Annotated in this window: 11 protein-coding genes; all 11 read right to left on the minus strand. The window is 37.2% G+C overall.

Annotation, left to right across the window (positions count from 1 at the left end):
- Nucleotides 1-1059 (minus strand): glycosyltransferase (locus Q0198_RS06500; RefSeq protein ID WP_297896274.1); only part of this gene is annotated, 1059 nt, incomplete at its 3' end.
- On the minus strand, nucleotides 1052-3136 hold the full coding sequence (locus Q0198_RS06505; protein WP_297896275.1) for an alginate lyase family protein: 2085 nt from the start codon (nucleotides 3134-3136) through the stop codon (nucleotides 1052-1054). The genes Q0198_RS06500 and Q0198_RS06505, both read right to left, overlap by 8 nt.
- Nucleotides 3136-4407 carry a hypothetical protein gene (locus Q0198_RS06510; RefSeq protein WP_297896277.1) on the minus strand — a complete coding sequence of 424 codons (1272 nt, stop codon included), beginning with the start codon at nucleotides 4405-4407 and terminating at the stop codon, nucleotides 3136-3138. Before Q0198_RS06510 ends, Q0198_RS06505 begins: the two co-directional genes overlap by 1 nt.
- Before the next feature lie 127 nt (nucleotides 4408-4534).
- Nucleotides 4535-5233 carry a class I SAM-dependent methyltransferase gene (locus tag Q0198_RS06515; RefSeq protein ID WP_297896279.1) on the minus strand — a complete coding sequence of 233 codons (699 nt, stop codon included), beginning with the start codon at nucleotides 5231-5233 and terminating at the stop codon, nucleotides 4535-4537.
- On the minus strand, nucleotides 5223-6335 hold the full coding sequence (locus Q0198_RS06520; RefSeq protein WP_297896280.1) for a hypothetical protein: 1113 nt from the start codon (nucleotides 6333-6335) through the stop codon (nucleotides 5223-5225). The genes Q0198_RS06515 and Q0198_RS06520 overlap by 11 nt, the downstream gene beginning before the upstream one ends.
- Nucleotides 6328-7185, minus strand: a complete 858-nt coding sequence (locus Q0198_RS06525; RefSeq protein ID WP_297896282.1) for a class I SAM-dependent methyltransferase — start codon at nucleotides 7183-7185, stop codon at nucleotides 6328-6330. Before Q0198_RS06525 ends, Q0198_RS06520 begins: the two co-directional genes overlap by 8 nt.
- Entirely contained in the window at nucleotides 7175-8155 is a 981-nt protein-coding gene (locus Q0198_RS06530) for a glycosyltransferase (RefSeq protein ID WP_297896284.1), read from the minus strand. The genes Q0198_RS06525 and Q0198_RS06530 overlap by 11 nt, the downstream gene beginning before the upstream one ends.
- On the minus strand, nucleotides 8152-10281 hold the full coding sequence (locus Q0198_RS06535; RefSeq protein ID WP_297896286.1) for a bi-domain-containing oxidoreductase: 2130 nt from the start codon (nucleotides 10279-10281) through the stop codon (nucleotides 8152-8154). The genes Q0198_RS06530 and Q0198_RS06535 overlap by 4 nt, the downstream gene beginning before the upstream one ends.
- A complete protein-coding gene (locus Q0198_RS06540) occupies nucleotides 10278-11375 on the minus strand; it encodes an acyltransferase (RefSeq protein WP_297896288.1) in 1098 nt (365 codons plus the stop codon). The genes Q0198_RS06535 and Q0198_RS06540 overlap by 4 nt, the downstream gene beginning before the upstream one ends.
- Nucleotides 11372-12565, minus strand: coding sequence for a UDP-N-acetyl-D-mannosamine dehydrogenase (gene wecC, locus Q0198_RS06545; RefSeq protein ID WP_297896291.1), 1194 nt, complete (start codon nucleotides 12563-12565; stop codon nucleotides 11372-11374). The genes Q0198_RS06540 and wecC overlap by 4 nt, the downstream gene beginning before the upstream one ends.
- Nucleotides 12559-13695 (minus strand): UDP-N-acetylglucosamine 2-epimerase (non-hydrolyzing), encoded by a 1137-nt coding sequence (gene wecB, locus Q0198_RS06550; RefSeq protein WP_297896289.1) that lies wholly within the window; start codon nucleotides 13693-13695, stop codon nucleotides 12559-12561. Before wecB ends, wecC begins: the two co-directional genes overlap by 7 nt.
- Nucleotides 13696-13764: the final 69 nt, after the last annotated feature.

Here is a 13764-nt window from a genome sequence, read left to right on the forward strand (position 1 = left end):
TTCTTTGTTTGAAATACAGCTCAAAAACTCCTCTTTATCTTCCGCGAAATGCACATAATCAGCCATATCTTTAATCTGCTCCCACTCCACACTAACAACCTTTAATCCGCAGGCAAGATACTCATACATTTTTAAAGGATTTATACTATTTACGAGATCAGGATAATCTTTAACATTAAAAGGAATAATACCCACCTGCGAATTATATAAAAACGCGGGAATTTTAGCATATGAAATAGCGCCCAAAATATGAATGTTTTCTAGCTTTTTAAGCAGGGATAAATCTTTTTGCTCAGGGCCGATTATTACAAAACTATAATGCGGTAAATTTTTAGCGCAGTAATACAGTAAATCCGTATCAAACCAATCATGAATCGCTCCTACGTAAATTACTCTAGGCTCCGGGATTTCTTGAAGCTCGCGCGGCAAAGTCTTGTTTGCCGATTTAAAAAACTCCAAATCTATACCGTTTGGAACGTATTTCATTTTAGTTTTATCTTTTATCTCGGTATATTTTTCTTTTAAGTTTTTAGCCGTATATATCACTGCATCTACCGCATCGGCTATCTTTATTTCGGCATCATAATGAATATCGGAAGCCGCATTAAAGCCTTTTGAATAATCAGCCAATCTCAAAATAGATTTTTTGTAAGATATATTATATAACAAAAAGCTATAAAGCGGGCTATCAAACCACAAAATATCTACCTCGCCGAAACCTCTATCCTTAATAAAACTTAATAAATTAGGATATGTAAAATTTTGCCAATTATAAAAAACAAATTTTGATGATAAAATGGGCTTATTTTGAGGCGTAAAAATAGACCTTGGAACATAATAAAAAATATTTCCGATCCTTTCGCCTCCTGCTTTATAAATCCTCTCCTTCTCTCGCAAAAGGTCTGAATCTGCAAAAATTTTATGTATCGGCGAGATAGGATTTGATATAAAAAGTACCTCGTATCCTAACTTTTCAAATGCTCTAGCATAGTGATGGCTGCCGACTTGGAAAGGGGAAGTGTAGTGGTTTGCTACGGCCATTAAGACTTTCTTAGACATTTTTCGTAATCTTCCCGTATCCATTTGAGTATAGCTCAAATTTACTATAATAAAATTCCCTGTTTACCGTATCAGTAATCACCAATCTATCCTCTTTTATCTCAAATTTTCTCATAATCTTTACGCCTTTGTATTCTGCAGCGAGGCTCATAAAATTTTCTCCAAAATCCGCCACTTCGCATCTGCATTCCGCAAACATTCCAAATAGTCCTATCGCCCCCTCGCCCCAACTATTTTGTTCCAAATCGCCTATAATCGGCACGTTGTGTGCCTTGACACTTCTAAATTCATTTCTCCTGTCTGGGATCGGAGTATAAAGATAGGTGCCGGGATCCCTCGCTATGTCGCGACCGTTTATCCACAGCTCGTAGCCCAGCTTATCGTTGTGCGTATGTCCGCCGTGATCATTTTGCCCAAGCGGCGTAGCGCAGATAGCGAGGTAAAATTTGCTGGATTTGAAGATAAAAATTCCGCTGTCCGGATAAAATATATTTTTGATCTCTTGCGAATTTGGAATTTTAAATTCCATGCTTTTTCGGTGCGGCAGTTCGCCGAATTTCACGCCCGAAGCAACCTTGCTTTTGTATGTTTTATCGCTTACTTGCAGCGTACGCCCTGCGAGCGAGCGAACAAAGCTCCTCTCAAAGCGCATATCGTTTTTAAATATCTCATCGTCAAAAATCCCGCCCATGCAGCTAATTAACGTGGAATGGTTTAAAATATTTTCGTCCCAAAACGGCTCATTACCGCCCTCAAAGCCGCTTAAATTTAGATATTTTCGTGCGGCTTGCTCGTTGCTCAAAAACTCGCCGTTTGGGCTAAATTTAAAAAACCTGCCGCTGTCGTTATCGCCAAATTGCGGCACTTCGCCGTTTGGTTTTGTAATGTCGGCGGTAAACCTGCCGATTTTATACAGTCTATCCACGAACCACTGTGGCAGCGCTATTTGACCGTTTAAAATTTTAAATTCCTGCTCCCCCGGCGGCAGGAGTTTTGGTTTTTTGCGCCAAAGCTTTGCATCGTAATTTTGCAAAGATGAAATTTTCTCGCTTTTTAGACCCAGCATCATAGCCGCGGCATACGCCGTTAGCTCGCCGCTTAGGCGGTGATAGCTCGTAGAACTCTCGAAATTTCCGCCGTCTTCGTAAAATTCCTTTTTCATTTCGCTAATTATTTCTTGCACGGCAAACGCCAGCCACGCGTCCGTCTCGCCGCCGCCGTCTAGATACGCGCACGCAAATAGCAAACCCACGATGTCGCTTAGATAGTGATTTGACGTAAGATGCGGCGAATATTCTAGATTATTTACGATGTGAAGCGCGTGCTCGTAGACGCTATTTGAAAAGGTCTGTTTAAAATCCGCATCTAAAATTTCGCCCTCATCCATCCGGCAAAACATATCGTAAGCCGCCAGCATATTGGCGACCCTGATGCCCACGTCCATCGTGCAGGTCCAATTTACGCCCATTCTAGGCGGATTATTGCGGATAAAATCTAAAATTTGGTTTTTAAATTCCTTTAAATTTTGCTCTTTTAAATTTGAATCCGCCATCGCAAAAATAGCAAGCTGCGGCAAGTGCTGAAGCCTCGCAAGCTCCCACGGCACCTTTACATCGCTGCCTGGTTTATGGGCTATGCGCTGATCTTTATACCATTTTTTCTCGTTCCACCGAAAGCCGCTTTTAAAATCCTTTTGCCAATCGATCGGCTCGTAGCCTTCGGGCGCATTCACGGGTGCGGCGACATTCATATCGTATTTGTACCCCTCTAGCCCGAGCGCCGCGCTATCATAGCTATTTTTTACCCACCCGCTGCCGAGCAGATCAAATTTATGCTCCAGGTACATTTTGGATAGATATCTCGCGACGTCTAAATTGATATTTGACGAGTCAAGCTCTTTTATATTTATGTAGCTAGTTTTTATGGTCGGAACGTTAAAATTTATGTGAGTATTTTTATTTATAAAATCAATGCAGCGATTAATAAAGTTATTTAAAAAAACAGTTATTTTGTTAAATAACTTTATTAAAACTATGCGGAATGGGGTAGAATATAGTCGCTTTAAATAATACAACATTATGCTTCCCCTATGCGCGGATAGGTTTTATATTCTTTGATTGCCCTAATGGCCAACCAGCTATAAAAAATCAGAGTTAATAGAAATAATAAAACTTCCGATAGCATGTCAAATATTTTAAAACTATAAATTATACTAGGAAAGAATAAAAATAACAAATAATAAAAATATCCTAAAAATAGTTTTGGATATATTTTTTTGGAAACTATCATATATGCAACGAATCTAAAAAATGAAATAGCCGCTATACAATAAATAAATAAGTAAAAATCAAAATAATATGCACAAAACAAAAGAGAAGATACGCTTAGCGCTCCTACGAATACCTCTAAATAAGAAAAATAATGACTTTTTCCAGAAATCTGGATATTTAATTCAAGAATTCTTGAAATCAATGTGCAATATCCGCTAAATAAAAATATAAATAAGAAGTGTTGATACTCTATATATTTTTCTCCGGCAAATATATATACGACATAATATGAGCCTAAAATAAAAATGCACGTCATAAACCCATATCCGTTAAAAATTATATTAAGCATCATCTTATAGATTCCCATAAAATTCTTTTCCTTATAAAATTTAAAGACTCTCTGAGAAAAAACTATATAAAGCGGATCAAACATAATATAAATAGTAGATGCTATTTTTTGATAAACCGAAAAGATTCCATTATACTCTCTATTTAAAAAAACTTTATCAATAATAAATTGCGGACTTAACGATGATAGATATGATCCAACAATACCGGGTGCAATTTTTATGGAAAACAAAAAGGAATTCCTTGTGATGTGATAATTTACGCTAAATAGCCAACCTTTAATAAAAAAGCTAAAATAACTAACCATGGAGACGACTATACCAGAAAACAACATAGCATATATTATATTGATCGCACTACTACTCCCCATATCGTAATTTTTTATAATAAAATAAAATATAATTGTTAAGAGTATCTTACTGATTATAATTATCCCATACTGCATATCCTTTTCTTCCAACCTTTTTTGATACTGTATAAGATATATCAGGCTATCAGAAAACGACAAAATAGCCAAAGCAATAAAAATTTTCCAACTCAATAAATTAAAATAATTTATAATATACAATAACAATATACCCATAACTACATGAGAAAGAAATGTAACATTAACGATACCGCAAAATAATTTATATCTGGATTCTTCTGTAGAATATTCGTAGTAATATCTTGCGTATCCGGATTTAAATTCTAGCGATAGTAAAAAAGATAAAAATACATATATAGTCATGTACAGTCCATATGCGCCCATATCATTCATGCTTAAAGTATGAGCAATATACGAAAAAAACAATACAGATAAAATTTTTTCAATCATCAAAAAAATAGTATATAAAGATATCGTCTCAAGAAACTTTTTAAGCATTCTCTACTTTCTTAAAAACATAGAAATACCCCAAGGAATTATTTTTATATTTATTTCTAAATACCTTTAATCTACCTATTAAATCTAAAAGTCTAAAAATTACGTTTATCGGTAAGTAAAATATAGGACCCAAAAAGGGTTCTAGCTTGAGACTACTTAGTGTATTTCGTATAATTGATATAAAACAAAAACCTACGTTTGCAAAGTCTCCGCCATACGTATCATGTCTTATAAGTTCTAAATTCACTTCTTTTGCTAGCTTAATCATGGCATTTGGAGCAAATCTAAAAAAATCAAAGGGGGGGTTATGTATGCTTGCATTTTGCGCTTCAAGGGCAAAATAATACCCACCATCTTTCAGCACTCTTGAAATTTCGCAAAAAGTCTTTTTAATATAAAAAGAATCGTCTAAAACAAAAACCGTCATAACCGCATCAAAACTAGAATTATCACAAGGAATATTTTCGGAATTACCTATTATATCCGGATCTGCATATTCGCATTTACACACGTCAAGACCCACGTAATCAGATTTTTTTAGCAACTTCTTATATGGTTTTCTCCCACAACCTATATCTAAAATTTTATACTTAGAATCAAAAAAAGAATCTATTGTTGCTATATATTTTACAACATCTTTTAATAAAAATCTATATCCGGTAATCAGAGAAAAATGTCTATCAAAATACATCCTTGCGCTCCTTATATACTCCTTCAGCCAAATCATTAAAAAGCCATCTATTATTTTTCATAAAGCCTTCGTAAATTTCTTTAGTTTGTGTATTTTCTAGGCATCTATGTTCCGAGGTAAAAGTTAGAAACATTTTCCAACTGCCTTTGTATTTTATTTCAAAAACTCCATCTCCCATATCCGAAATATTGGTATTTTTATAGCTTTCATAATAATTCGCACATTCGCTAAAAGTAGCATACCAAACATCTTTATTTCTTAGATACCCAAAAAGGAAATCTAAAGAGTTTATGTCATTATAAATATTCGGCATCTGTATCTTACCATCAAATCTCGTTCTAAAAAAATGCTCTGCTATACTTACAGCCTGATTGTTCTTAATCATATACTCTAGCCTATATAAATTTAAAAAATATTTTGCTACGCTTTTTACGGGGTTTTTACTATGATTAAACATATCTCCCGATAAATTTGACGACATCTCGATTATATTATGACCATTGTACTTCAGGTTGATATTATTTATAAACGGCCTATAGTCAAAAGACCACCATTTAAATCCACACTCGCACAATCCATCTATCAAATCATCTTTAAATTTATAACCAGGGCTTCTTCCGCCATGCACCTCATATCCAAATCTATCTTTAAATTTAGCTAAGTCACTTTTTATGATTTCAAAATACTCTTCTTTGCCATATTGATCAAACTCACAACACCAAGTACTCGGGTCTAACGTAGAATTTATCAATCCATGATCGTGTCCGTGATAAGATATCTCATAGCTGCAATCTAATATAAAATTTAAAAATTTTTCGAATTCAACTCTCTCAAAAATATCATTGATTATAGATTTATTTTTATCCCAGTAAGCCCCTTTGCCAAATGGCACAAAAAATGTAATTTTTATTTCAGGATATTTTTGAAGTAAGTTTTTATTAAGGTAGCTAAAAATAGATCCGTCATTTGTTACACCGTAACCCGCATCGAAAAATGGGAAAATTTTTTCATACTCTTTTTTAAAATATCCGTCACACAAATCATCTATTCCTAATAAAATCGGCGATAAGCAATCGTCTTTCCACTTGGCTTTTTTAAGCATCTATATCCTTTGTTTTTTGATAATATAAATACATATGATCAAATATAGGTATTTGATTTATTGGAGTATAAAAATCGATAAAATTCATAAATTTACCGAATACCTTTGAGGCAATAGGTATCTTTTTAAATGGATTAAACATGCCGCCTGAAGTATATTTTGTTTTCCTTAAAACGAATCCTTTCTCGGATATAAATTTATCTAAAAATAATTTGGAATAAAAATTTAAATGCTCCGGCTGACTAAACATATGCCATCTAAAATTTATTTTATATAGCAATTGAGCCTTAAGACTATGTAGATAAGGAACCATAACCACCAAAACCCCATTTTCTTCTACGAGTTGTGTTAATCTATCCAATATAGGAACAGGGTCCTTTAAATGTTCTAAAATGGCGTAGCAAGTCACTGCGTCAAATTTTTTATCTTTAAAGTCTATATTTTCGATAAATTCCTCGTAAATGTTTAGCCCTCGCTTTATTGCTACTTCGGCGCTTGATTTTGATAGTTCTATACCGTATTTTTCTACGTCCGCATCAAAGTGCATCAAAAGATCTCCCGTTCTGCAACCAAGATCCAGTACACTATTTATATTCGGTTGTATAGAATATATAATCCTTTTTTCATTATCCCAGTATCTATCTTTTTTAAAGGTTACGTCATACGAACTTATATTTTTATCTCCTAGACTATCATACAACAGCTGAAGATCATAATCGTGCTCGTTTATATCAAAAAAATAGCACTTACAACTATCACAAAAATATAATGTATAGTCCAAACTATTATATATACTTCGCATTTTTTTTAGCGGAGCCACATCGTTTGCTTTACAAAATTTACATTGCATCCAAAACCCTTTTTGTTTTATCGCACAGATCACCTAAATTTCTATTCTTAAACAAAATCGTTCCTGTCGGTCTATCGCATACATCGCTTGCTATCGCAGGACATTTAAAGTATAAAGCTTCTCTAATACTAAGGGCATCTCCATCAGTATTCGTAGGTCTTATCATTAAGCTAGCCTTTTTAAATATAGGCCAAAGCTCTTTTTGCCCCGTCAGAAAATAAAAATTTTCCTCTAAATTTAGCTCTTTTATACGCAGACGCATTTTATCTATATACTCCGTATTAACCTTTTCATTTGCCAGCGCAAAAACAAACCCCAAATTTGGATATACGTTTTTTAGCTTAGTCGTAAGTTCTATACACATATCAAGTCCGTATAGGTCGATATTTTTATAAAAAGATATTTGAAATGCGTTTGCCGTTATTATCCGCGTCTTACTTTTTATAAAATCGTAAAAAGAGCTAGGGTAGGTAGCTAAAATTTTATCTTCCTCCTCTAATGGCGGCGGCAAGAAAGCATGCTCAATTATAATGCTTTTTGGAATATGCAAATCCCTACTTTTGTAATCGTCTAAAATATGTTTATTAACTACTACTAAAACATCTATGCAATGAAAAAAGACTCTATAAATCAACGCCTTAAATTTAGAAGACTCTTCAAACAACCTTGGATTATGGCTAGTAGCAATTAAATCAAAATTTTTAAAAAGTCTAGTAATCATAAGCATAAAAGCTATCGTCATACTAAACGAATGAATATTTACCGCTCGAAATTTTGTCCTGCACAATACCGCAAATAAATCGATATATTTTTTAAAACCATTTTTGGATACATCAAATACTTGCGAATTATCTAGCGACTTACTAAGTCTATAAATATAAACCGACACTCCGCCAAGAGGAGGCGGATACGGTCCGATTATTAAAATTTTATCGTATTTTTTAAGCCTATCTTGCACTAACGAACTCATATTAAAAACGAAATCTCCGTCGTCTGCACCATATCCCAAAGCTCTATCGGCCAGCCTTTTTTGCTTCCTTTTAGAGCCTCAAATAGTGCCTCAAGCTCTTCAAGCTGCCCCTTTTGGCTTACGTTTGTTGAAATTTCTTTTACTCCTACTCCGTATCCTTTAAGGCTCTTGTAATCGTCCAAAACGATGCTCTTGCCGTCGAAGTGGATCTCCATAAATTCCTTACTCAGCTCCTTACTGCCGTTTGCAAAATATTCGATATTTGCCACCGAACCGTCTTTGTATTTTAAGACGATAGATTTGTTATCCTCGGCGCTATATTTTTCATTACTCGGCGTGATCGCCTGCGAAAATACGCTCTGTATCTCGCTACCCGTTAGCGCCGTCATCAGATCTATTATGTGGCACGCTTCGCCCACCATTCTGCCACCGTTTTCATGCACCCAGTGATCCATCGGTATGTAGCCCGCGTTCATTCTATATCTAATTATCATAGGATTTATTCTAGTGCCCGTGTGCTTTTTTATCTCTTCTGCGTAGGCGCTAAATCGCCTATTAAATCCCACGAATAAAAGGGGTTTGTCGCCTCCCCCTTCGTAAAATTTCTTTATCTTTTCAAGCTCATCTTTGTTTGTTGCAAGCGGCTTTTCTACAAATACGTTTTTGCCCGCTTCAAGCGCCTTTAAAGTAAGCTCTGCGTGGCTATCGTGCCTTGTGGAGATGATCACCAGATCAACGTTTTTGTCATTTAAAATATCGTCTAAATTTGAAGTAGCGTAGTTCGCTCCGTATTGCTGCGCCACGGCCTTTGCTTTATGTCCGCTCCGGTTCATGATCGCGTAAATTTTATACTTGTCCGTAAGCTTTGAGATATTAGGCAGGTGCATCCCGGTAGCAAATCCGCCGACGCCTACGAACGCGACGTTTATCACATCCCTGTTTACTGGCGCGGAACTTATGATGATTTTTTTATCGTGATTTAGATAGCTATCAAGCTCGGTTAAATTTGCCTCGCCGTAGTCGAGCAAAACCATAAGCGGCTTATTCTGCGAAGTCTGCAGCGACTCAAACGCCTCCGTTACCTGCTCGATAGGATATTTTGCGTCTATGAGCTTATCCAGCTTTATCAAATTTTCATTTACCAGCCTTAGATACTCACTCATATTTCGATTTTCAGTCCATCTTACGTAGCTAAACGGATAATCAAGTCCCTGCTCTTCGTAGCTCTTGTCGTAGCGACCGGGGCCATAAGAGGTGGAGATGAGAAAATCAAGCTCCTTCTTATACATATCCTCTCTATTGATTTGCATGCCGGCAACGCCTACGAGCACCACTCTGCCCTTTTTCTTACACATCTGAAAGCTTTGAGATAGCGGCTCGCTGCTGCTCGTAGCGGCGGTAAATAGCACTCCGTCGGCGCCGTATCCGCCGCTCCAAGACGTAACGACGTCTAGCAAATCCTCTTTTGACGGGTTTATGACGAGCTCGGCGCCGTACTGCTTAGCTATCTGCAAGCGCCTATCGTCAAAATCGCTAACTGCGACCCTCACGCCTGAAATTTTAAGCATCTGCACTGCAAGAAGCCCTAAAATCCCCGCACCGACCACTACGCAGGTCTCGCCCAACCTTAGATCGATCCGCCTAACGCCTTGCATCGCTATGCCGCCTAGCGTCACGGTGCAAGCCCGCTCAAAGTCCATATCCTGCGGCATTTTCATAACTAAATTTTTAGGCACGTCTACGTATTCTGCGTGGTTTGCAAGCCCTGCACCGGCTGCAGCAACGCGCTCACCGATCTCAAAATTTGAAACGCCCTCTCCGACAGCTATGACGACGCCGCTAAGCGAATAGCCGGTCGGATTTCCGCTATCAAGCTTGCCTTTTACCTTCGCATAGACGCTGGCTATGCCGTCGGATTTCACCATATTGATGACTTTTTTTACGTTCTCCGGCTGCTCTAAAGCCCTCCTGATCAGGCTTTTACCGCTATTTGATACGCCGCTTATCTCGGTGCCCGCCGATATACAGCTATTTACTACTTTTATAAGAACGCATCCCTTTGAAACGCTTGGAGCAGGGATCTGCTCCGCCAAAACCTTACCTTTTTTAACTATTGCTTGTATCATTTTACAACCTTTATTTGTTTTAATTTCAATGCCGGCTTTTCTATAAAATTCCAAGAGACGCAAGCTACCATGAGCGTCGCGGCTACTACTACGAGATATAGCCATAAAGAGCCGCCGAAGCCCAGGCTAATTAAAATTTGAACTATCAGCATATGATAAAGATATGTACTATAAGAGAGATCGGTGCTTCTAGTTATCTTTAAATTTGTGTAGGAAAAAGCCATGCTAAAGATCACTAGCGCTAAAAGGAAAATTTGAAAGACGGTAGAAATTTCTAAGCCTCTTTTATAGTCCCCAAGTCCGCCTCCGAATTCTATAGCCGCAAAACAAAATATCAAATAGAGCGCAAGATAAAATAAGCCGTAGCCTACGAGATATTTTTTTATATCCAGCCAATAAAGCCTCATGACCATGCCGATAATAAATATCCACAAAAACGGCAAGCATATCAGCTCGAGAAGCTTATTTAAATTTGAAGCGGAGTAAAAATTTTCATCGGCGATTGCTGGAATTATCATTGATGTAAAAAATAGGAAAACTAACAATAAATTTCTTATTATCACCTTTCTAATACACAAAATAAATGGAAGGACGATATAAAACGATAATTCGACGCTAAGTGTCCATAAAACGCCGCTCGGATAAGAGCTAAAAAAGCCGTCGTAATTATATAAAACATCGTTTTTTATACCAATTATAAAGCCCGCTATACCTGAAGCGGCGGTAATGACATAGAGCACGAAGTATTCTATGTATTTTAATGCCGAGATATCATTAAAATTTTTGCCCACATACATAGCTAGCTCAAGTACTAAAATATTTACGAATAGAGCCGGATATATTCTAAGTGCTCTTTTTATAAAATACTCTTTTAAATTCCCGCTATTTAAATAACTATCGGTAATTAAAAATCCCGAAACCAGAAAAAATAATGGAACGCCGGGAAATAACCTAAGAAATTTATCCACGTAGCCCCCCCATACAAGCGGTATTTTTAGCCACTCGGTTGAGTGCATATATACCACTTGTAAAGCAAAAAGTAATCTAAAAAAATTCAGGTGGTTATTTCTATCTATTACTTTTTGAAAACTCATCTACAAATTCCGCAAAAATCCAAAACTTCTTTTTCTATTTTTAGCCCTTTAAATTCCTTATGCCCGACTAAAAATACAATAATGTCCGAAATTTCAATAGCCTTTTTATAATCCACTATCTCAAAATCTTTGCAAGCCTTGATATTGGGCTCCACGGCGACCACATCGACGCCGTCTGCGATCAGGCACTTGGTTATATTTAGCGCAGGCGATTCCCGCAAATCGTCGATGTCTGGCTTAAAAGCAAGCCCCATACACGCGACTTTGGGCTTTCTGCCGTTTTGCAGCTCAAATTTCAAAGCGGCGTTTTTGATTTTTTCAATACACCACTCGGCTTTGTGATCATTGACCTCTCTTGCGGATTTGATCAACCTCGCTTCGTAGCCGCCCGCATGGACGATAAACCACGGATCGACCGCTATGCAGTGCCCGCCTACGCCGCAGCCCGGGTTTAAAATATTAACTCGCGGATGGCGATTTGCTAGCGAGATAAGCTCCCAAACATTGATGCCGAATTTATCGCACAAAATACTAAGTTCGTTTGCAAAGGCTATGTTTACGTCGCGGAAAGAATTCTCTGTAAGCTTTGACATCTCTGCAGTTTTTGAGTCAGTCTGTAAAACTTCGCCTTCTACGAATTCTGCGTAAAATTCTGCTATTTTTTTAGTAGCAATTTTTGTAGTTCCGCCTACGATTCTATCGTTTTGCACGAGCTCTTTTAAAATTTTACCCGGCAAGACCCTCTCCGGGCAGTGAGCAATGCAAATTTTAGAAATATCGACGCCGCTATCTTTTAAAATTTGACCTATTTTCTCCGTCGTGCCGACCGGCGAAGTGGATTCTAAAACGACCATATTATCGTTTTTTACGTATGGTATTATAGATTTTGCTGCACTTATGACATAATCGATATTTGGCACGTATCCGTCTCGAAACGGCGTCGGAACAGCTATAATAAAAATGTCTGCAAAATCGGGCTTAACATCTGCTTTTAAATTTCCGCTCTGCACTGCTTTTTTAACAAATACATCTAGTTCCGGCTCGACGATATGAATTTTACCCTGATTGATCGTATCCACAACGCTCTGCACCACGTCAACGCCATGGATTTTATAGCCCCTATTCGCCAAAAGTGCTGCTGTCGGCAGCCCTATATACCCAAGACCTAAGATGCAAATTTTTTTCACAATATTCCTTTTAAAAATTCCAGTATTTTTTTACAAGCTTTACCGTCGCCATACGGACTTATACTTTTACTCATTTTATCATATTCATCTTTTAAATTGAATAATTTTTGCACCTCTTTTATTATATTTTGGCGCTTGGTGCCGATAAGTTTAACGCATCCCGCCCTTATCCCTTCAGGTCTTTCGGTAGTTTCTCTGATAACTAAAACGGGCTTGCACAGGCTCGGCGCCTCCTCTTGGATGCCGCCACTATCTGTTACTATCATATATGACTTGCTCATAAGATAGACGAAACTATCATACTCTAGCGGATCAATTAAAAATATATTCGAAATGCCCGATAAAATTTCTCCTACAGGCTTTCTTACATTTGGATTTAGATGCACGGGGTAAACGATGTCGATATTTTCATTTTTTAGCGCTATTTCACGTAAAGCCTCACAAATATTAACAAAACCTTCTCCGAAATTCTCTCGTCTGTGCCCTGTAACGAGAATAAATTTTCTATCACTAAGCTTATATTTGGAATTTATAAAGGATAAAATTTTATTTTTTAGCAGCTCATTCTTTTCGATTTTATCTATCGTCCACAAAAGCGCGTCTATAACGGTGTTGCCACTAACGATTATATTTTTTGAATCTTTGCCTTCTTTTAATAGATTGTCTCTCGCATCGACAGTCGGCGCGAAGTGATATTTAGCTATGAGCCCCGTCATCTGCCTATTTATCTCTTCAGGAAACGGCGAATAGATATCATGCGTCCTAAGTCCAGCTTCTACGTGAGCAACATCTATTTTTTGATAATACGCCGCCAAAGAAACTGCATAAGTAGTAGTCGTATCTCCATGCACAAACACGATGTCCGGGGTATATTCGCTAAATACATCGCGCATACCAAGCAAAACGCCTGACGTAATATCGTACAGATCCTGCCCCTGTTTCATTAAATTTAGATCAAAATCAGGCTTGATCTCAAAAAATTCAAGCACCTGATCGAGCATCTGTCTGTGCTGCGCCGTGACGCAAACCTTCACTTCAAATTCCGCATGCTTTTGAAATTCCTTTATCAACAAAGCCATCTTAATGGCCTCCGGACGCGTCCCAAATACTATTAAAATTTTTCTTTTCGTCATAAACTCCCCTAAATATCGGTTTTTTAACCAAATTTATCGCCGTAATTTTAATTAAATTTTGCTATATCG

It is taken from the genome of uncultured Campylobacter sp., from assembly GCF_938045205.1.
Taxonomy (GTDB): Bacteria; Campylobacterota; Campylobacteria; order Campylobacterales; family Campylobacteraceae; genus Campylobacter_B.

Excerpts from the sequence above, each read along its gene's own strand:
- Q0198_RS06510 (WP_297896277.1), bottom strand. The coding sequence starts at position 4,407 with ATGACTATATATGTATTTTTATCTTTTTTACTATCGCTAGAATTTAAA.
- Q0198_RS06530 (WP_297896284.1), bottom strand. The coding sequence starts at position 8,155 with ATGAGTTCGTTAGTGCAAGATAGGCTTAAAAAATACGATAAAATTTTA.
- Q0198_RS06505 (WP_297896275.1), bottom strand. The coding sequence starts at position 3,136 with ATGTTGTATTATTTAAAGCGACTATATTCTACCCCATTCCGCATAGTT.
- Q0198_RS06515 (WP_297896279.1), bottom strand. The coding sequence starts at position 5,233 with ATGTATTTTGATAGACATTTTTCTCTGATTACCGGATATAGATTTTTA.
- Q0198_RS06520 (WP_297896280.1), bottom strand. The coding sequence starts at position 6,335 with ATGCTTAAAAAAGCCAAGTGGAAAGACGATTGCTTATCGCCGATTTTA.
- Q0198_RS06540 (WP_297896288.1), bottom strand. The coding sequence starts at position 11,375 with ATGAGTTTTCAAAAAGTAATAGATAGAAATAACCACCTGAATTTTTTT.
- Q0198_RS06535 (WP_297896286.1), bottom strand. The coding sequence starts at position 10,281 with ATGATACAAGCAATAGTTAAAAAAGGTAAGGTTTTGGCGGAGCAGATC.
- wecB (WP_297896289.1), bottom strand. The coding sequence starts at position 13,695 with ATGACGAAAAGAAAAATTTTAATAGTATTTGGGACGCGTCCGGAGGCC.
- Q0198_RS06525 (WP_297896282.1), bottom strand. The coding sequence starts at position 7,185 with ATGCAATGTAAATTTTGTAAAGCAAACGATGTGGCTCCGCTAAAAAAA.